This window comes from Vibrio sp. 1557 (assembly GCF_033340175.1).
GTDB classification, from domain to species: domain Bacteria; phylum Pseudomonadota; class Gammaproteobacteria; order Enterobacterales; family Vibrionaceae; genus Vibrio; species Vibrio alginolyticus.
Map to the genome: position 1 here is coordinate 382,948 of NZ_JAWOVZ010000002.1, position 18,946 is coordinate 401,893.

Annotated in this window: 16 protein-coding genes; 7 read left to right on the forward strand and 9 right to left on the reverse strand. The window is 43.9% G+C overall.

What is annotated here, in order from left to right:
- Nucleotides 1-15: 15 nt before the first annotated feature.
- The 3 genes from R7070_RS05150 to R7070_RS05160 form a co-directional block, all read right to left on the reverse strand.
- Nucleotides 16-996: an HlyD family secretion protein gene (locus R7070_RS05150; protein WP_054575051.1), complete on the reverse strand. Its 981-nt coding sequence runs from the start codon at nucleotides 994-996 to the stop codon at nucleotides 16-18.
- Between the two features lie 3 nt (nucleotides 997-999).
- Nucleotides 1,000-2,415, reverse strand: a complete 1,416-nt coding sequence (locus R7070_RS05155; protein ID WP_104975368.1) for a TolC family protein — start codon at nucleotides 2,413-2,415, stop codon at nucleotides 1,000-1,002.
- A gap of 130 nt (nucleotides 2,416-2,545) precedes the next feature.
- Entirely contained in the window at nucleotides 2,546-2,773 is a 228-nt protein-coding gene (locus R7070_RS05160; protein ID WP_005377125.1) for a hypothetical protein, read from the reverse strand.
- A gap of 476 nt (nucleotides 2,774-3,249) precedes the next feature.
- Here R7070_RS05160 and R7070_RS05165 point away from each other — a divergent pair, with 476 nt between their 5' ends.
- Complete coding sequence (locus tag R7070_RS05165; protein ID WP_170890282.1) at nucleotides 3,250-4,869, forward strand: sensor histidine kinase; 1,620 nt, start codon at nucleotides 3,250-3,252, stop codon at nucleotides 4,867-4,869.
- Nucleotides 4,866-5,552: a response regulator gene (locus tag R7070_RS05170; protein ID WP_167415241.1), complete on the forward strand. Its 687-nt coding sequence runs from the start codon at nucleotides 4,866-4,868 to the stop codon at nucleotides 5,550-5,552. The genes R7070_RS05165 and R7070_RS05170 overlap by 4 nt, the downstream gene beginning before the upstream one ends.
- A 91-nt stretch (nucleotides 5,553-5,643) precedes the next feature.
- Here the strand turns inward: R7070_RS05170 and R7070_RS05175 are convergent, their stop codons facing one another.
- The gene (locus R7070_RS05175; protein ID WP_170890281.1) at nucleotides 5,644-7,779 is read right to left on the reverse strand and encodes a TonB-dependent siderophore receptor; all 2,136 of its coding nucleotides are present in this window, start codon (nucleotides 7,777-7,779) and stop codon (nucleotides 5,644-5,646) included.
- Between the two features lie 99 nt (nucleotides 7,780-7,878).
- Nucleotides 7,879-8,844 carry a helix-turn-helix domain-containing protein gene (locus R7070_RS05180; protein ID WP_033906176.1) on the reverse strand — a complete coding sequence of 322 codons (966 nt, stop codon included), beginning with the start codon at nucleotides 8,842-8,844 and terminating at the stop codon, nucleotides 7,879-7,881.
- A 537-nt stretch (nucleotides 8,845-9,381) separates the two neighbouring features.
- Here R7070_RS05180 and zwf point away from each other — a divergent pair.
- Genes zwf through gnd form a run of 3 tightly spaced genes read left to right on the forward strand, consistent with a single transcriptional unit; the run spans nucleotide 9,382 to nucleotide 13,084 of the window.
- Nucleotides 9,382-10,884 (forward strand): glucose-6-phosphate dehydrogenase, encoded by a 1,503-nt coding sequence (gene zwf, locus R7070_RS05185; RefSeq protein ID WP_017634563.1) that lies wholly within the window; start codon nucleotides 9,382-9,384, stop codon nucleotides 10,882-10,884.
- Nucleotides 10,881-11,597: a 6-phosphogluconolactonase gene (gene pgl / locus R7070_RS05190; RefSeq protein WP_017634562.1), complete on the forward strand. Its 717-nt coding sequence runs from the start codon at nucleotides 10,881-10,883 to the stop codon at nucleotides 11,595-11,597. The genes zwf and pgl overlap by 4 nt, the downstream gene beginning before the upstream one ends.
- Before the next feature lie 38 nt (nucleotides 11,598-11,635).
- Nucleotides 11,636-13,084 (forward strand): decarboxylating NADP(+)-dependent phosphogluconate dehydrogenase, encoded by a 1,449-nt coding sequence (gene gnd, locus R7070_RS05195; protein WP_005377160.1) that lies wholly within the window; start codon nucleotides 11,636-11,638, stop codon nucleotides 13,082-13,084.
- Nucleotides 13,085-13,177: 93 nt separating this feature from the next.
- Here gnd and R7070_RS05200 read toward each other — a convergent pair whose 3' ends face one another.
- Nucleotides 13,178-13,381, reverse strand: coding sequence for a hypothetical protein (locus tag R7070_RS05200; RefSeq protein WP_005377162.1), 204 nt, complete (start codon nucleotides 13,379-13,381; stop codon nucleotides 13,178-13,180).
- A gap of 578 nt (nucleotides 13,382-13,959) precedes the next feature.
- On the opposite strand from R7070_RS05200, the gene R7070_RS05205 reads away from it, so the two are divergent.
- The gene (locus R7070_RS05205) at nucleotides 13,960-14,097 is read left to right on the forward strand and encodes a hypothetical protein (protein WP_005377165.1); all 138 of its coding nucleotides are present in this window, start codon (nucleotides 13,960-13,962) and stop codon (nucleotides 14,095-14,097) included.
- Between the two features lie 61 nt (nucleotides 14,098-14,158).
- Here the strand turns inward: R7070_RS05205 and R7070_RS05210 are convergent, their stop codons facing one another.
- Nucleotides 14,159-15,925 (reverse strand): sigma-54-dependent Fis family transcriptional regulator, encoded by a 1,767-nt coding sequence (locus tag R7070_RS05210; RefSeq protein ID WP_256900149.1) that lies wholly within the window; start codon nucleotides 15,923-15,925, stop codon nucleotides 14,159-14,161.
- Nucleotides 15,926-16,164: 239 nt separating this feature from the next.
- Here R7070_RS05210 and R7070_RS05215 point away from each other — a divergent pair, with 239 nt between their 5' ends.
- Nucleotides 16,165-17,685, forward strand: coding sequence for an aldehyde dehydrogenase family protein (locus R7070_RS05215; protein ID WP_005377169.1), 1,521 nt, complete (start codon nucleotides 16,165-16,167; stop codon nucleotides 17,683-17,685).
- Nucleotides 17,686-17,811: 126 nt separating this feature from the next.
- Here R7070_RS05215 and exsE2 read toward each other — a convergent pair whose 3' ends face one another.
- Entirely contained in the window at nucleotides 17,812-18,117 is a 306-nt protein-coding gene (gene exsE2 / locus R7070_RS05220) for a T3SS regulon translocated regulator ExsE2 (RefSeq protein WP_005377171.1), read from the reverse strand.
- An 8-nt stretch (nucleotides 18,118-18,125) separates the two neighbouring features.
- Complete coding sequence (gene exsC / locus R7070_RS05225) at nucleotides 18,126-18,572, reverse strand: type III secretion system regulatory chaperone ExsC (protein WP_005377174.1); 447 nt, start codon at nucleotides 18,570-18,572, stop codon at nucleotides 18,126-18,128.
- Between the last annotated feature and the right edge of the window lie 374 nt (nucleotides 18,573-18,946).

Below are 18,946 nucleotides of genomic sequence, written 5' to 3' on the forward strand. Positions count from 1 at the left end.
ACCTAGTGGTTGTGATTAAAGTTCAACGACAACACTCATTCCCATACGCAGTTCAGGTTCGGGTTGAGCTGGACGAGCTTCTACTTCAAAGGTACGAAGATCAAAACCTTGAGAAGCATCGGTTGCTCTCCACGTTGCAAAGTTACCCATAACGGCAACATGCGTTACTTTGAACTCAACATTTTTATTTAAGGCAGGCAAATAGGCATCAAAGGTTGCTCCTTTTTTAAAGTGTTGAAGGTAATCTTCACGCACATTAAGTGTCGCCCAGGCATCTTCTGTATCTATCACAGTAACAACCGGGAAGCCCTGAGGTGCTAATTCACCACTTTGAAGTAGAACTTGAGAGACTTCGCCGTCAAACCAGCTGTAGATCTGAGTATCTTTCGCGTACGCTTCTACTTCGGCTACGGCACCTGATGCCATGCGCGCTTTTTCCGCCGCAGCCACTTTGGTTTCACTTCTAGCGCCTTCTTTTGCCATTTCGTACATTTGAAACGCAGCACTTTCTGTGTATTTCGCTGCTTGCCACTGAGTTAAAGCTTCATCGCGTTTTTGTTCTGCAACCACGCCATCGTTATAAAGGTTATTCACACGATTGTAGGTTTTTTCCATTAAATTCGCAGCGGCTTTGGCTTTCATCCACTGATCTTTTGCTGCTTGGATTTGTTGCTCACGTGCGCCTTTCTCAGCTTCTTGAGCTAAGGCGTCCGCCGCTTTTTCACCTGCTTTTGCTTGTTCTAACTTCGCTTCAATTTCAGGACTATGAAGGGTAAAAATAAGCTGACCTTTCTCTACATCGTCGCCTTTACGTACCATGACCTCATCAATACGCCCTGGGACTTTTGAGGAAATGCTGTATTGCTGGGCTTCAATTAATCCCTGTAAGCGGATCGGTTCTGGTTGATAGGCTTGGTAAAATTGATACCCAACCCAAGAGGCAACACCCAAAGCACAAAGTGAGAGTAAAACGGGTTTTAGTGATTTAGCTGCCATGATTTATTTCACCTCTTTGGATGTTGAAGCAGGGATATAAGCGGTATTTTGATATTGTTCGAAGCTGTTCATTTCACTGCTCAATGCGAGTAGCTTGGTTAAAGATATTAAATAGCGGAAACGCGCCGCTGAACGTTGTGTTTCTATACTCGCGACATAAAGTTGTGCATCCACAACATCCAGAGAAGACGACAGACCCTGAGTAAATGCTTTTTCACGCAAGCGCAGATTTTCGTTAGCGAGTTCAATGCTAGATGCGAGCCCTTGTACTTCATCAATGGCTTGCTGAGCCTCCAAGTATGTCTTTTGGACTAACAGCGATAAGTCTTGTTTGGCTTGGGACTTTAATGAGTCGACCTGCGAGACGACGCTTTGAGCGGCTTTGACTTTTTCGCTTCGCCCTGATGATTCAATCAGTGGAATGCTGACACCAACACCAACTAACCAGTCAGGCTTCATTTGGCTTGCGAGAGAATCGTCTTCATACAAGCTGTAGTCGCCGTAAAGATAAACTTCAGGGTAGTATTTCCCTTTTTCTGCTTTGATTAAGCTAGAGGCTTGTTTGTGTTTAGCGCTCAGAAGTTCTAACCCCGGATAGGTAAGCAACGTTTGATCGACAAAAGCAGTAAGAGGGGGAAGACTGTCGTTGATAAACAAAGATTCAGCGGGCTCTACGGCATCATCTTGTGCGAGTAATTTACCTAATGCAGCCTGAGCGATACTCAAATCGCTGGCTGCTTTACGTGTTTCTACAGATGCTTTATCTAAAGAAGCCTCGGCTTGCAGGCGCTCAACGTGCGCGATTTGTCCTTGCTCTTCAAGCTTAATGGCAAAATCTCGATGCTTTTTTAGCCCTGCTTCAACCGCTTGCCGCGTTGCGAGTACTTCCTTTGCCAGTACGACAGAAAAGTAGTACTTCGATAAATCTTCAAAACGCGCTTGTTGTTCCATTAGAAGCTGACTTTTCGCCTCATCCGTTTTGCCTTCTGCTGCTGATTGAGCCGCAGAAATTCGACCACCAGTAAAAATTGGCCAAATCGCACGAATAGACGAAGAGAAAATATCGCGCTCGGTTATGGTCGAAGTGGTATTAGCTAAGGCACCAAAAATAGGCTGAAAAGCAGGAGGTACGTTAATGTGTGCTCCTGTGCTGTCTAGGATCTGTTTTCCCGAAAGCGTGATATCGGTATCTAAACGCGTGTAATTCGCGCCAATAGTAACCTGAGGTAAGTTGAGATTGCTGGTGGCACTCTCTTGGTATTGGTAGTTTTCGACGTTTGAGCGTTGAGCTTTGAGAGAATAGTTGTTTTCTAGCAATAGCTGCCATGCGGTATCAAAAGTGATCGGTGCCGCATGACAGGCAAGGGAAATCGAGCTGCTAAGTAAGCCCAGTATCCAAACCTTTCCTGTTTTTTTCATAATGGCTGCTTTGTCGTAGAGTATTAGCTCTAATATAAAGGATTCGTAACTGCGTGTTAAGTAGGAGGGAAAATTGGGCAGTAGTATGCGCCCAGTTATATTTGTGCTGGGCGCGGGAGATGTTACAAATTTATTTCGTATATGGACAGTGAAACTCCGCTCTCCACTCTAGCTGACGAGAACCTCGCATCGTATTCAATAGATCTTTTCCACTCATTTGAGGGAACGATAACAGGACTTTGAGATCAGAAGTACCGCCTCCGTTTTTTTCATAAGCCCTGACGTGTGTAAATGTTGAATACATATTCTCTGACAGCATCGCCTTATTCAGGCATATTCCAAAGGTATCGCGTTCCATGTTTGGTGTTCCTTCTAACTATAAATGCACCTCTGTTTATAGTTTTCCAGTTTTCAGATGGTGTCTAAGTGTTTGTCATATAGTCAGTATTTGTATTTTGTTTTATTTGTGTCCAAACCACTGACGTCAATGTTGAGCTTTTAATAGACTTCCAGCTTCACTGCTTTCAAACCGAAACTCTCATTGGTTTCGTTGATTAAAAATTATACGTTGTAAAGTCTAAAAACGCCTCAAAAACCGCTAAAATCGATGTGATCGCGATCATGATTTTAAGGGCAATTTATGTATGGAATTGAGTATCAGAGAGGAATGCTAAATTTGGTGAATGGTTGTAATTTTATGTTTCAGCTCGTCGATTAATTAACCGTAAACTCTGCGGTTTGTTTGCCTTCCTCACAGATTTATCACCGCGACAACGTCATGCTGTTAACTGAGTGTTAACGTTACGCTCAAGAGTGAATCACAAGGATGTATCAATGAGTTGGAAAACCATCAGCTTTCGTAAGCGGATGCTCATTATTATGACGCTATCGGGGTTGATAGAGCTGTTATTGCTTGTCGCCGCGGGGTTCACTTATCTCAAAATCAATCAAGAGCAAGAAATGGGAGAAAAAGCACTGGGTGTTGCCCGTTTTTTAGCGGACTCAGCGGTTGTTCGTGAAATGATCGAAACCCAAAACCCCCAGCCATACCAACTTCGCTTTCGAGAATTAACCGAAGCCATAGGTGCTGCATTCATCGTTATTGGCGACCATAAGGGAGTACGCTTAATCCACCCTGTTGATGAGCGGTTGGGCAAGCCAATGAGAGGTGGCGACAATCGTCGAGCGCTAGAACGGGGATTGTCTTATGTTTCGACGGCACAGGGCTCGTTAGGTTATTCAGTTCGTGGTAAAGCTGCGATTTTTGACGAGCAAGGGAACATCATTGGTGTGGTTTCGGTTGGCTATTTGCTCGACCGACTGCAAGACCGCATCGAACCATTTTTGGCCTTTTTGATTTTAATGGTCATCGTAGTTGTCGTCGCTAATGCCATTGTATCCAATTATGCGTCGAGAAAGTTTCAGCGCGCCATTTTAGGCTTTGAGCCTGAAGAGATAGGGCGGTTGTACGGCGAATTAGAAGTGACGATGAGCACCATCAAAGAGGGCGTGTTAAGCATTGATGCCCAAGGGATACTTCGCTCGATAAATCGTAGTGCCTGCCAGATTCTCGGTATTGATAGAGAATCAGCGCTCAATAAACCTTTGACTGACACGCTGCGTGATAGCGATCTATATACAGTATTAGAAAGCGGGCAGGAAGATCATGATATTGAAATATTCCTTAATCATAAGCGCCTGATTGCAAATCGCTCTCCAATTTATGTTGATGGAAAAATCGTGGGGGCGGTATCGAGTTTCCGTTTAAGGGATGAAATTAATGATCTAACCGAGCAGCTATCACAAACCAAGGAATATGCAGATTTGTTACGTTCGCAAACCCATGAGCATCGAAATAAGCTCAACACCATTAGTGGGCTAGTACAAATGGGTGAGCTTGATGCGGTGCAAAAGTTAATTGGACAAGAAACCGCACACTATCAAGCAATGATTGAGTTTTTAAGAGATACCGTTAAGGACCCGCTAATTGCAGGTATGTTGCTTGGAAAAACTGAACGTGCTCGCGAGTTAGGCTTACAACTGGTGGTTGAGGAAGGCAGTCGTCTGGAGCCCCTACCTGAGTGGCTAAATTCGGAAGACCTTGTCACAATTTTGGGTAATTTGATTGATAACGCTTTCGATGCCACGTTAACTTCAATTCGCGATGAATCAAATGTTGCGTCAGAACGCAGAAACATTGATGTGTCCGTTAGCGATTACGGAAATGAAGTGATACTTGAGGTGATAGATCATGGCTGTGGCCTCCCAAAAACAGTGGATCCACAAACATTATTTACAAAAGGCGTTTCGACGAAATCTCGTCAAAATCGAGGTGTTGGGTTACACCTTGTCAATCAGCTTGCTACTCGATATCACGGCCATGTTGAGATGATACCCAATACAAATTATGGGACAAGAATAACGGTGTACTTACCCAAGGAAGAACAAATATGAGTATGGCGACTCGCGTAATGATCATTGAAGATGATCTGGCTATTGCTGAGCTGCACCACAAATACTTAAGCCAACTGACAGGTTTGGAAGTGGTTGGAATTGCGACCACGAGAATGGAAGCAGAAATGCAACTCGACATTCTTAAGCCAGATTTACTATTGATGGATGTCTATCTTCCCGATGGCACAGGGCTTGAGATACTAAATACACTGCGTGCAAGTAACCAAACGTGTGATGTCATTTTGATTACAGCCGCAAGGGATGTCGATACGTTACAACAGGCGATGAGGGGTGGCGTTGTCGATTACCTGTTAAAACCAGTGATGTTTCCACGTTTAGATGCCGCACTGAAAAAGTATGTGTCCCAACGCCAACAACTAGACATCGTAGAGAGTTTGGATCAGAACCTCGTTGATAAAATGCTGCAGTCTCACGCCAATCAAGACAACTTGCCGAACCGATTACCAAAAGGGATTGATGGTGTAACCCTAGACAAGATCAGAGAGTTGTTCCCAAATGGCAGTGTGCTGACCGCTGATGAGGCAGGTGAAAAAATCGGAGTGAGCCGAACAACCGCTAGACGTTATCTTGAGTTTCTTATCAGTACTGGTGAACTAGAGGCTGATTTAAACTATGGGTCGGTAGGTAGGCCAGAAAGGTGCTATAAAAAAGTGACACGGTAGCGTTTATATTGATGCTCTATGCAAAATAAAAAGCGATGGCTTGTTTTAGAAACCATCGCTTTACAAATTACTGCTGTTCCGTTCTAAGAGGCTAGAAGTTGTATTCTAACATCGCTTCGATAGAGCGCTCAGCGCCAAACCAACAGTTATTTTTGTCGTAACAAGAATAGTATTCTTTATCGAATAGATTGCTTGCAGAAAGCGTGACGCTAGCCCCTTTCATTGATTCAGATACGGTTGAGAAATCGTAACTTGCTGCTAAATCAAACAAGGTGTAGTCCGGTACTTTTTGACTATTCTGTGCATCAATTTGTGCTTCCCCGACATAGCGAACGCCAGCACTGGTACGAAGGCCTGAAAGATTTCCTTCAAAGAAGTAATTTGCCCATAGAGAAGCCGTTTGCTCAGGTACCCAAACCGGCGTTTTACCTTCTTGGTTGTAATAACTGTCCTCGGTAATCTCCATATCGGTATATGTATAGCCTAGAGTGAAATCAGCTTGTGCTGTAACTTGCCATTTTGCCTCAAGTTCAATACCTTGTGATACCACTTCGCCCGCTTGATAGTTCGGTGCATAAGGATTATTCGGATCGGTCAAGATCGCGTTTTTCTTCGTAATATGGAAGAGTGCTAAGTTACCTGAGATATCACCAGATAATGGGGCGTATTTAAAGCCTAACTCCCATTGATGACCGGTTGATGGCTCAAATGCTTTACCAGAAGAGTCGGCACCCGCAATTGGCTCAAAACTTTCCGAGTAAGTAAGGTATGGCGAGAGACCAAAGTCTAGCTCATACAAACCACCGACTCGGAAAGATACGTTGGTATCGTCTAACTCTTCCTTGCTCTTGGATACTGTTCCTAGATAATCGCTAACGGCGTCTGTATTTGAATCGTATTTATCCCAACGAAGACCTGCAATCATTACAAGTTGGTCGTAACGAACTTGATCTTGGAAATAAACGCCAATCTGCTTCGTTTTGATATCCAAGTTTTGTTTGTATTGGAAATTCAGTGCATTACGATCAATGCTGTTGTGGTCAGGATTAAAAATGTCCTGAGTTAGCGAATACCCAAGCGTGTCTTTGTATTTTACATCTGAATCTAGATACTGATAATCAAGCCCGAACAATAAGTTATGTTCAAAATTTCCTGTTTTAACGTAGCCCGATAGTTGGTTGTCAATCACAAAGGATTTGGACTTTTCATCGGTTAAATAGGCATTTCGACCAACGGTACGGTTATCCGCTTCAAGTGCACCGTTATATGTGTTTTCCTGATAGGCATCGGCGGTCATGTAGCGGGCATTCTGTAGAAATTGCCAATTGTTGTTAAAGTCGTGTTGGACTTTGTAACCCATCATCAGAACTTCGCGTTCGTAAGTGTTCCAGTCCTCATCCCCCAAATAGGTGCTTGGTGACATCGAGCCAAGTGGGTTTTTAATCACTGAGCCAGATGCAGGCACAGTCGTGTAGATACCTGCTGATGGATCATTTTGATAGTAAACATTCACGTTCACTAATGTGCTTTCTGTCGCTTGCCAATTGAAAGATGGGGCGAGTACATAACGTTCGTCTTCAGACGTATCGGCTTGACCATCTCGCTGTTTTGCCAGGCCGACGATACGGTAATCAACATTAGAATCACCAATTTGTCCTGTGGTGTCGAACGTCAGTTCTTTTAGGCTGTTAGTCCCTGTACTAATCGAGACAGAGTGCGAGGGTGTTGACTGAGGCGCCTTGGCGATAATGTTGACCATACCTCCTGGTGGAATATTGCCGTAAAGAACAGACGTTGGCCCTTTAAAAACCTCGATTTGCTCAAGAGCAACGGAATCGACCTGCGGTTGAAGGTTCCAACCGTTGTACAGCAAAGGAAGACCATCATAAAAGTTGGTGTAGTTAATAAAACCACGAATATTGAATAGGTCAAGTCGGGAAACGGCACCACCACGCAATTCTGTATTTACGCCAGGCGCATAACGCAATGCTTCGCTCACCGAGTTTACGCCGCGTAGGTCCATGTCATCTTTAGTGATTACCGTGATCGCTTGCGGTGTTTCCTCCGGTTCTAAAACGGTTTTAGTTGCGGTGTTTCGGTATGTTTCTCCTAGCACCGTAATCGTTTCGTGTTGGGATATGCTCTCAGTTGCATTGGCGTGGCCAGCGAGCAATGCGGATACGACGATAGCAACCGCTGAACGATGAAATCGAATCGGACTTTCCATATTTATAAATTCCACTACTTTTTCTATTTATTGATAATGATTGTTATTTGTATTCTATATTCAAAGAAATAGGAAAAGTTAACAATTTGGTGCAAAACACTAATCTTTGGAACTTATTCTTCTGTTCTTAGGTTTTAAAGATAGCGCGTCGTTTGGCTCGACAGGAATCCAATACTGCATTTGTGCTTGTTCGCTATCAACATCATAACCTTCTGGATAAAGCTCTAACTCATAACCATCGATAGCATGATAATTAGAGTAGGGTAGCCAATGTAAAATAAACCATTCTAGCGTTGAGGCGAGCTCTGATGCTTTGCCTATGTGTGTAATGACGGCGTAGGTTTGCTCAGGAACAGCCAAGAGGTCTAACCCCGAGTTGGAAGAGTTCGTTGATCTTGGTGCGTTTGCTGTTGGACTGCACTCATAACCTGCCCAATACTCAAGTTGTTGGTTGTTTGAATACGCTTGAGTCACATCAATCACGCCAAAGTAACTACTTTCCGAATTGTTAAGGTTTTCAGATGAATAAAGACGTGACCAAAGTGACGGTACTTTGGATTGGAAATCGGGCGTAGCGGAAAACAATCCGTGAATAGGTTCATGATAACCAGCAAGTTCAAAAGCCGGTTTTGTTTCTATTCGAACTTCAATAAAGCGCTGATGTTTTTTCTCTTCTTCTGGTGTCTTACGCAGCGTCAAAGGTTGCCTCAACCCGGAGAGTTGTTGCGTTTTTCGATATTCGCGGGGGCTTTTTGAAAACATATTCCTGAACGCACGGCTAAATGCGTGTTCAGATGTAAATCCCATTTCTATCGCTATATCTAACGAGCGGTCAGAAGTATGGATTAAGCGCTCAGCCGCAAGGCTAAGTTTAAGCTCTCTGATGTAGTGAGCGACGGATACGCCAGTGTGTTGTTGAAATACGCGTTGCAGTTGCCAGCGCGACCAACAACTTGCTTTCGATATTTCATCTACGCTCAGAGTGCTGTCTAAGTTGGTGTGAATGTAGTCAAGCACCGATTGTATTCGGTTTATGGGATGTGGGTTAATGGCGCTTGATTTCATGGCGTTCTACTTTCACATTAATAGTGATTTCATTATCTTTAATTGAGTATCATTATCAATAGGATGATGAAATAAAAAGTAAGTAACACAGATCACGATAAAACTGTAATGGATTGCAAGGATGAGTAATTATTGTCCATATTAGAGTTTTTGCTTAAATTTTGGAGCGTTCAGATGAAACTTTTTTTATCAATAAAATACAATCGCTTATGACGTTTTGTGCAACTTATTTAAACGTTTGCACTGGCAAGTGTTGATGTAAATCAAATAGTCGTAGACAATATTGCCCCGTGTCGGACTCTCCTCCAGCGAGTACAGTGTGTACTTTTGAGACATAAGTGACTTAAATGACCTCAATACGTCGTGTTTCCAAGAATCGGAAATGCAACTTCTTGAGGTTCTTTGGGCCCATAGACTTTACCTATCAACGTAATAGGTAAGACCAATTTTCTATTTTGAGGTGCCATTGATAGGGTTGGCTCATTCTCTAGCCGTATCCGGGCACACAATAAGTACCTCGTTTTTAAGGGAAAGATGATGGTAATACCAGAAAACAGCAGCATCGTTATTTTTGGTGCTTCAGGTGACCTTACGTACCGTAAGCTCATTCCTGCTTTATACCACCTCTACGCGAACAAGCAGCTTCCAGAGAATTTTGCCATTCTGGGTGTAAGTCGCACTGAATACAGTGATGAGTCTTACCGCGCGAAGCTGAAAAAATCGCTTCAGGAAATGGAAAAGACTGAGCCAGAAACGCTTGATGCATTTATTAACCATCTGCACTACCAAGCAATTAATACTTCTGACACACAAGATTACGGTAAGCTATCTTCTCGCTTAGACCAACTTGCGGACGAATATCAATTCGAGCAACGCAATACGCTTTTTTACTTAGCAACCCCACCAAGTTTATACAGTGTGATCCCTGCAAGTCTTGCAGCACATGGTCTTAACAGTGAAGAGGATGGCTGGAAACGCCTGATCATTGAGAAACCATTCGGCTATGATCTTGAATCGGCGCGTATTCTGGACAAAGAAATTCACGAGCACTTCCAAGAGCATCAAATCTACCGAATTGACCATTACTTAGGTAAAGAAACGGTACAAAACCTACTTGTGCTTCGTTTCTCTAATGCGATGTTTGAGCCACTTTGGAACCGTAACTTCATTGATTACGTTGAAATCACAGGCGCAGAATTCCTTGGCGTAGAGGAGCGTGGTGGTTACTACGACAACTCTGGCGCTGTGCGCGACATGTTCCAAAACCACTTGCTACAAGTATTAGCAATGGTAGGTATGGAACCACCAGCGCAAATCAATGCAGACTCGATGCGTGATGAAGTGGTAAAAGTGCTTCAATGCCTAAAGCCATTAGACGAAAACGCTCTGCGCAATGACCTAGTATTAGGCCAATACACGGCGTCTGAAGTCCGTGGGCAAAGCCTACGCGGCTACCGTGAAGAGCCGGGAGTTGCAGACGATTCTCGTACAGAGACTTACATCGGTTTGAAAGCGTACATCAACAACTGGCGTTGGAATGGCGTGCCATTTTACGTGCGTACTGGTAAGCGTCTTCCAACACGCGTTACTGAGGTGGTTATCCACTTTAAACAAACACCGCATCCTGTGTTTGGTCAAAACGCACCAGAAAACAAGCTGATCATTCGTATTCAACCAGACGAAGGCATTCAAATGAGCTTTGGCTTGAAAGAGCCAGGCGCAGGCTTTGAAGCGAAGGAAGTGAAAATGAACTTCCATTACGCTGACCTGCAAGAAACGCAAATGCTAACGGCATACGAGCGTCTTCTACTTGATGCTTTGAATGGTGATGCTACGCTATTTGCACGTAGTGATGCGGTGGAAGCGTGCTGGCAATACGTACAGCCAATCTTAGATTTTAAGCAAGATCCACAATCCCTCTTCGGGTACGCATGCGGCACTTGGGGACCTAAAGAGTCAGATGACTTGTTACAGCGTGATGGCCGCGCTTGGCGTTTCCCATGTAAAAACTTAACAGATACGGATTACTGTGAACTATGATCAACCATAAGATCTACCAAACAGCAGAACAGGTAGTTGAAAGCCTAGCTAACGATATGAAAGCGTTTAGCGAAATGGGCAGACCTGTTCACATCTCTCTTTCTGGCGGCAGCACTCCTAAAATGCTGTTTAAACTACTGGCTTCAGAGGCTTACGCAACCTCCATTCAATGGGAAAACCTCCACTTTTGGTGGGGTGACGAACGTTGTGTTGCCCCTGACGATGCAGAAAGCAACTACGGTGAAGCGAACACGTTGTTGTTTAGCCAAGTAAATATTCCTGCGGAAAACATTCACCGCATCCGTGGCGAAGATGAGCCTAAAGCAGAAGCCGAGCGCTTTGCAAAAGAGATGGCAGAGGTGATCCCGAGTGAAAACGGCACACCTGTGTTTGACTGGATCTTATTAGGCGTTGGTGCAGATGGTCATACAGCTTCTCTGTTCCCTGGCCAAACGAATTATGATGATGCGAACCTATCTCTTGTGGCGTCGCATCCTGAATCGGGCCAACTTCGTGTGTCGAAAACCGCACGCGTATTAGAAGCAGCGAAACGCATTAGTTACTTAGTGCTTGGTGCAGGAAAAGCGGACATTGTTGAAGAAATTAACAGTTCACCAGCACACGCACTGCCATACCCAGCGGCTAAGATTCAAGCGAAATCGGGCCTAACGGAATGGTATTTAGATTTAGACGCGGCAGCAAAAATTGCTTAAGACGCTGCTCGTCGATGAAATAAAATTGGAGAGAAACAATGAAAGGTGATATCGGTGTAATTGGCCTAGCAGTAATGGGTCAAAACCTTATCCTAAACATGAACGATCACGGCTTTAAAGTGGTTGCTCACAACCGTACTGCTGCTAAAGTAGACGAGTTCCTGGAAGGTCCAGCAAAAGGCACGAACATCATCGGTGCATACTCTCTAGAAGAACTAGTAGAGAAGCTAGAAACGCCGCGTAAAGTAATGTTGATGGTTCGCGCTGGTGACGTTGTAGACAAGTTCATCGAAGCGCTAGTACCTCTGCTAGACAAAGGCGACATCATTATTGACGGTGGTAACACTAACTACCCAGATACAAACCGTCGTGTTGCTGCACTACGTGAAAAAGGTATCCACTTCATCGGTACTGGTGTATCTGGTGGTGAAGAAGGTGCGCGCTTCGGTCCATCTATCATGCCTGGCGGTGCTGCTGAAGCATGGGAAGCGGTTAAGCCTATCTTCCAAGGTATCGCTGCGAAAACTGACGCTGGTGAGCCATGTTGTGACTGGGTTGGTAACGACGGTGCTGGTCACTTCGTTAAGATGGTACACAACGGTATCGAATACGGTGACATGCAGCTTATCACAGAAGCTTACCAGTTCATGAAAGACGGTCTTGGTATGTCTGCAGACGAGATGCAAGCAGTATTCGCTGATTGGAACAAGACTGAGCTAGACAGCTACCTTGTTGAAATCACGGCTGACATTCTTGGCTACAAAGATGAAGACGGTGAGCCTCTCGTTGAAAAGATCCTAGACACAGCAGGCCAAAAAGGTACTGGTAAATGGACTGGTATCAACGCACTAGACCTAGGTATTCCACTAACACTTATCTCTGAGTCTGTATTCTCTCGTTGTCTATCTGCACTGAAAGACCAACGTGTTGAAGCTGAATCTCTATTCGGTAAGACAATCACTCCAGTTGAAGGCGACAAGCAAGAGTGGGTTGATGCACTACGTCAAGCGCTACTAGCTTCTAAGATCATCTCTTACGCTCAAGGCTTCATGCTAATGCGCGAAGCGTCTAACGAGAACGGTTGGGACTTAAACTACGGTAACGTAGCTCTAATGTGGCGTGGCGGTTGTATCATCCGTTCTGCGTTCCTAGGCAACATCCGTGATGCGTACGAAGCGAACCCAGACATCGCATTCCTCGGTTCTGATGAGTACTTCAAAAACATCCTACAAGGCAGCCTAGCAGCATGGCGTAAAGTAGCAGCGAAATCTCTAGAATCTGGTATCCCAATGCCATGTACGATTTCTGCGCTATCTTTCCTAGACGGTTACACAACAGCTCGTCTACCAGCGAACCTGCTTCAAGCTCAACGTGACTACTTCGGTGCTCACACTTATGAGCGCATTGACCGTCCACGTGGTGAATTCTTCCACACTAACTGGACTGGTACAGGCGGCGACACAGCGTCTACAACTTACGACGTGTAATCGTTTTAAGTAAACCGACTAAATATAAAGATATAAAGGGATGCCCAAGTGGCATCCTTTTTTGTTTTTGCTTTTACGGAACTTCAAGAGCGCCTAGGCGCTCTTTTCAGTGGTCGTTTTCTTGTTTTGATAAAACCTGTCTTTTAGGTAGAGAATTGCACTGACCACAAGAGCCACTAAAGAAACAGTGAATAGGGCGTACATGCTGAGAATCCATGCGAATGTGGCCGTCAAGAATGCAATGAAGGAAAACATTCTGCTGAAAGACATCACATGGCCAAGTTTGTTACTTTTCATAAACGCCTCCCGAAGCTAAGTGGGGATAGACAATTGTGGTCATATGCCACACTTTTAATTGTCTGCTCTTTTGGGACGTTTCACACAAAAAAGTGGCTAAAGATTTCTCAAAAAAGGTGAAATATTGAACTGGTAGACAAATCGTTAAACTGAGTTGCACAGATATGACTTCGGTTGTCTATCACTTCAAAGTTTTTAACTACGCAGATTAAGGGCATGTAGCGCTATTATTATCGTATTCGAACTCTACGATACACAATTGCAAGTGAACCTACACTCGTAAGCTCATCCCTGTCGTCAGTTACAGTAAAAGCTTTTTTCTCTGTTTAACAATACCTTAGTAACTACGGGCAATTAAATCTGTTTTTCGATCGAAACTCAGATTGCACAAAAGGTGAAAAAGAGTGCTAGGTAAGCCTCTAAACTACGCCTATAATTAGCGCCCACATGGAGGATGTTTATTATATGAACATCCTTTATTTTTTGAAACTAGCAACAAGGATCCAGTAAAACATGTTTTTCTGGTTTTGTTTACGTCGACCAAGAAGGTAATTAACACAGCAAATTGAGGTTCTAAGATGACTCTTAACAAGTACTTTGTTTTCATTCCAGCAGAATTGGAACAGGAAATGCACAAGGACAATCAAGTGATCTCTGAGAAGGAAACTCAACGTCAGGCATTAGTAAAACAGGCACAACAACAAGGCGGCCTGTAAGCTAGGTTTCAAAGAGAAAGAGCACCGCAACGGTGCTCTTTTTGTATCTGAGGTCGTAGAATTAACTTAATATGCCAAGGCTTTTCAACTTTCTGTAAATGGTATTTCGGCTCACACCAAGCATACGAGACGTTTTGCTAATGTTCCCCTGGTTGGCTTGATATGTTTTGAGCAACTTATCTTCGACGGTTGCACGCAGTTCTGAAGTTGGTTCAGCGGATGCTGCTCCTTCTTGAGCTTGGCTGAGTTTCTTACTTAGGTGGGCTGGGACGTGTGTGAGTTCCAATATTTCTTCACCTTGCGCCATTAAGGCGGATACTTTGATTAAACTATCGAGTTCACGCAAATTTCCTGGCCATGAGTAAGACAGCATCAGAGAAAGTAGGTGAGGGCAAAGCTGTTGTTCAGATTCGGCGTGACGCCGATGAATGTTCTCAATCAGTTGTCGTTTATCTTCACGCTCCTCAAAGCGAGGTAGCTCAATGATCAAGCCATTAAGGCGATAATACAAATCTTGGCGGAACAATCCTTCGCTGACCAAATGTTCCAGATCTTTATGCGTGGCTGCAATGATTTGCGTATCGACTTGAATGCTTTGGTTGGAACCCACGGGAAGCACGGTTTTATCTTGCAATACATGGAGCAAGCGGCTTTGAGCTTCCAAGGGTAAATCTGCGATTTCATCCAGAAACAAAATCCCTTTGTGCGCTTGGCGAATTTTTCCCTGATAGCCTTTGCTGTTTGCGCCAGTAAAGGCACCGGCTACGTAGCCAAACAATTCAGATTCAAGCAGATCTTTTGGTAGCGCTCCGCAGTTGACGGAAACTAACGGTCCCGTTTTTCTCTGGCTGTTTTTATGGAGTGCTTTTACAAACTCGTTTTTGCCAACACCAGTCTCTCCGAGAATCAACAAACTGATGTCTTTATCGATGACGCGATTAGCTTGCTGCCAACAGTGCTCAACAGCGGAGTCGCCATAATGAAGATCATTGGACGCCGCTACAGCACGAGACTTGACCTTGCTATCTTTATCGGTAAGCGGTTTTGTTTTGAAAACGAAAGGGTGCTCATTTCCCCGAGTGGATAGAATGTCGTCTAAGGATTGCCCAATGATACTTTTTTGCGCAAAAAGTTGAGAGGCTACTTGATTGTGAGCCAAAACTTGTCCGTCTTCATTTGCAATGATAATTCCTTGCCAACCACTATTCAGTAAACCTTTTTCGCACGCTAAATCCACACGAATATGCCCTTGTGGAATCAAGTTAAGTAGTTGATTCTCCACTTGCTGGACCATGTTTTGTACTAGTACTTGCGTTGAGAAGTCATGTCTCTTTTGCTCGCTCGTAATATCTAATACGCCAATGAGGTTACCAAGATGATCGAAAATAGGATTAGCCGAACAGCTAATAAAACGATGGTGTTGGATAAAGTGCTGATCACCAATAACAGAAACGGGCTTTGCTTCAACCAAGGCTGTACCAATCGCGTTGGTGCCTTTGACCTTTTCTTGCCAGCATGCACCAGAGCTTAGCGAGATTTCCGTTAACTTTTCACGAAATCTAGGCTGTCCCCAACTGCCGATGATGACACCATCTGAATCCGTCAAAATTAAGCGACTGTCGCTATGAGCAAATAGCTGATTAAACAAAGGGAGCGCAAATTGAGTGACTGCCTCTAGCAAAAAATTGAGTTGGTGACGCCTATCTTGGAGCGTCGCTGGCGTTACTCGAATATCTTCAGGGCGTCGACGCTGTTTTAAACCCGCTTGTTCACTTCTGACCCATGAAGTTGAAAGCCAATTGTTATCGCTAATGTGTTGAAGTTCCATGACTGTACCATTTTGTCACAGTGAGGGTGTGCCATTTTGGAACACTTGAACATTGGTGTTCACACCATACATCCGCTCAAACATCGCTCACTTGGTTTGTTATCGCTTGGTAATCATAGTTTTACATTTAATTAACAACAAGTATGGCGTAGTTGGCGTGTGACTTGCGTAATGCTCTTTGTGAACAGTGCGATACGACACTGCAATAACACATTGAACGAGAAACAAAAGGAAGAGTTATGATCTATGCACAGCCAGGTAGTGAAAATGCCATTGTTAACTTTAAATCGCATTACGATAACTTTATCGGTGGGGAATGGGTAAAACCAACGGGTGGTGAGTACTTTGACAATATCTCACCAATCAACGGACAAGCGTATTGTAAAGTTGCTCGCTCTGGCGAGGAAGATATTAATTTAGCACTGGATGCCGCGCACAACATCAGAGCAAAATGGGCCAAAACCAGCGTGACAGAACGTTCGAACATCTTGCTGAAAATTGCTGACCGTATTGAGCAGCATCTAGAAGAGCTTGCTGTTGCAGAAACTTGGGAAAACGGCAAACCAGTTCGCGAAACCTTGGCGGCAGATTTACCTTTAGTAGTGGATCACTTCCGTTACTTCGCTGGCTGTATTCGCGCACAAGAAGGCAGTGCGGCAGAACTGGATGAGCACACCGCAAGCTACCACTTCCCAGAACCGATTGGTGTGGTTGGTCAAATTATTCCGTGGAACTTCCCAATGTTGATGGCGGCTTGGAAACTAGCACCGGCACTAGCGGCGGGTTGCTGTGTGGTATTGAAGCCAGCAGAGCAAACCCCAACATCCATTCTGGTTCTGATGGAAAAAATCGGTGACCTTCTTCCTCCTGGTGTCATCAACGTTGTAAACGGATATGGTTCTGAAGCGGGTCAAGCATTAGCAACCAGCAACCGCATTGCGAAACTCGCGTTTACCGGGTCTACGCAAGTTGGCAACCACATTCTGAAATGTGCAGCAGACAACTTGATCCCATCGACAGTTGAGTTAGGTGGTAAATCTCCAAACATCTACTTCTCAGATATCTTCGATTACGAAGATGAGTATCTTGATAAGTGTATCGAAGGTACGTTACTTGGTTTCTTCAACCAAGGTGAAGTTTGTACTTGTCCATCTCGCGTACTGGTTCATGAAGCGATTTATGACAAGTTTGTAGAGAAACTGACGGAACGTGCACAGCTGATTAAACAAGGTAATCCGCTCGATACCGATACTCAAGTTGGTGCTCAGGCTTCTCAAGAACAGTTTGATAAGATTTTAAGTTACCTGGAAATCGGCCGTGAAGAAGGCGCAAAAGTGGTCTTTGGTGGTGGAGTGTCAGAACAGCCAGAGTCTATCAACCAGGGGTACTACATTCAGCCAACCATGTTGGAAGGCCACAACAAGATGCGAATCTTCCAAGAAGAAATCTTTGGCCCAGTGATCGCTATCACCAAATTCAAAGATGAGGCTGAAGCGTTGGAAATCGCAAACGACACTGAATATGGCTTAGGCGCAGGTGTTTGGACACGTGATGCGAACGTTGCATATCGTATGGGCCGTAATATTGAAGCTGGCCGGATCTGGATTAACTGTTACCACGCTTACCCTGCACACGCAGCGTTCGGTGGTTACAAAAAATCGGGTATCGGGCGCGAAACGCACAAGATGATGCTGGATCACTACCAGAACACGAAGAACTTGCTGATTAGCTACAGCATCGACCCGTTAGGCTTCTTCTAGTGAAACTAAGTAATTAATAAAGAAAAAGCAGTATGAATCAAAACCCCGAATCTTCGGGGTTTTTTATTAGCGTGAGCTTGTCGGCTGAAGGTTAACTTAGATGTTTAACCTGCTTATATTGTGATATCAGGAACGTTGAATTATCGCCACTTTTCGTTCCATAAGCTTTTCTACGGCGGCGTTTTGCTTGTCAATGTTGAGTTGCGGATCAAAGTCCAAAACGCGATTGCAAGATTCGAGACTGGCAAATTGATTTAAACATTCACCAAGCTCTCTTTTAGAGCTTGTTCGCGTCATGCTGCTTTCTGATGAGGAGAGTAGGGTGACTTTACGGCCATGAAACGTTCCTTGCGGCACTGCATCACTTTGCTGCGCTTGTTGAACGTCATGAACCGATGAATTGGTGTATGTGGATTGGATGTCGTTGGACATAAAGACACCTAAACTCTCAAGTCTAAAGTTTGTGGCATCGGTGGTGCCTCATCAATAGTTACATGAGAAGACAATAACGCTTCCCACGACTCGCTGTGCGTCAGCAATTCTGCTAAAGCTGTTTCAAAATATTCGTAATCCAGTCGCCTAATGTTAATGAGTCGGTTTAAACATAGGACGTGTCGGTGGTTATCTAAACTAAAAAATAACTGGTGCTCAGGCCAGTGGTAATTAAAGGCCAAAAAAGAACGATAAAGATCGGAATTTACAATTTGAAGGCCAACAATCTCAGCTTCGAGCTGCAGAGTTGTCGATTCAGGATGAAAGATGATATGCACCCTTAGATTATCATCAAAGGCTAAGCTTACTTCATTTTCCGTTAGATGCAGTGCAGGCAAGCCTATTTGATGAGCAAACTTTAGCAAAATCTCATCGATAGTTTGGCGTGCTGACATAGGAATAGTCCCTTTTGAAATTTTATCAAGGAAAATATTAGATGTATCTCTTCATGTTTATCAATATTAGTCGGTTGTTATTATATTTTGGCTTTTAAATGTGTTGAGAGAAATAGAAAGATAAAAGTAAGTGTGTTCAGATGCATATCTCGATGGCAATGATATATATGAATATCACTTTTCTCTAATGAACTTCAATTAAGGAAGGAATGAAAGAGAGCAGAAACTGCTTTTGAAATTACAGTCCATGTTAACTACGTGTTGTTGAAAAATGCGATTTATTGTCCGCTTGTAGTATAAATATAAGTTGATCTTTTATATTTTTACATAAAGAATTGTGCGAATTTCAAATGAGCTAGATTATATAAAATACG

What these genes read in the sequence shown, in the direction of transcription:
- R7070_RS05180 (WP_033906176.1), bottom strand. Translation starts at nt 8,844, where the DNA reads ATGAAATCAAGCGCCATTAACCCACATCCCATAAACCGAATACAATCG.
- R7070_RS05205 (WP_005377165.1), top strand. Translation starts at nt 13,960, where the DNA reads ATGACTCTTAACAAGTACTTTGTTTTCATTCCAGCAGAATTGGAACAG.
- R7070_RS05215 (WP_005377169.1), top strand. Translation starts at nt 16,165, where the DNA reads ATGATCTATGCACAGCCAGGTAGTGAAAATGCCATTGTTAACTTTAAA.
- exsE2 (WP_005377171.1), bottom strand. Translation starts at nt 18,117, where the DNA reads ATGTCCAACGACATCCAATCCACATACACCAATTCATCGGTTCATGAC.
- R7070_RS05200 (WP_005377162.1), bottom strand. Translation starts at nt 13,381, where the DNA reads ATGAAAAGTAACAAACTTGGCCATGTGATGTCTTTCAGCAGAATGTTT.
- R7070_RS05210 (WP_256900149.1), bottom strand. Translation starts at nt 15,925, where the DNA reads ATGGAACTTCAACACATTAGCGATAACAATTGGCTTTCAACTTCATGG.
- R7070_RS05165 (WP_170890282.1), top strand. Translation starts at nt 3,250, where the DNA reads ATGAGTTGGAAAACCATCAGCTTTCGTAAGCGGATGCTCATTATTATG.
- R7070_RS05150 (WP_054575051.1), bottom strand. Translation starts at nt 996, where the DNA reads ATGGCAGCTAAATCACTAAAACCCGTTTTACTCTCACTTTGTGCTTTG.
- exsC (WP_005377174.1), bottom strand. Translation starts at nt 18,572, where the DNA reads ATGTCAGCACGCCAAACTATCGATGAGATTTTGCTAAAGTTTGCTCAT.
- R7070_RS05170 (WP_167415241.1), top strand. Translation starts at nt 4,866, where the DNA reads ATGAGTATGGCGACTCGCGTAATGATCATTGAAGATGATCTGGCTATT.
- R7070_RS05175 (WP_170890281.1), bottom strand. Translation starts at nt 7,779, where the DNA reads ATGGAAAGTCCGATTCGATTTCATCGTTCAGCGGTTGCTATCGTCGTA.
- zwf (WP_017634563.1), top strand. Translation starts at nt 9,382, where the DNA reads ATGGTAATACCAGAAAACAGCAGCATCGTTATTTTTGGTGCTTCAGGT.
- pgl (WP_017634562.1), top strand. Translation starts at nt 10,881, where the DNA reads ATGATCAACCATAAGATCTACCAAACAGCAGAACAGGTAGTTGAAAGC.
- R7070_RS05160 (WP_005377125.1), bottom strand. Translation starts at nt 2,773, where the DNA reads ATGGAACGCGATACCTTTGGAATATGCCTGAATAAGGCGATGCTGTCA.
- gnd (WP_005377160.1), top strand. Translation starts at nt 11,636, where the DNA reads ATGAAAGGTGATATCGGTGTAATTGGCCTAGCAGTAATGGGTCAAAAC.
- R7070_RS05155 (WP_104975368.1), bottom strand. Translation starts at nt 2,415, where the DNA reads ATGAAAAAAACAGGAAAGGTTTGGATACTGGGCTTACTTAGCAGCTCG.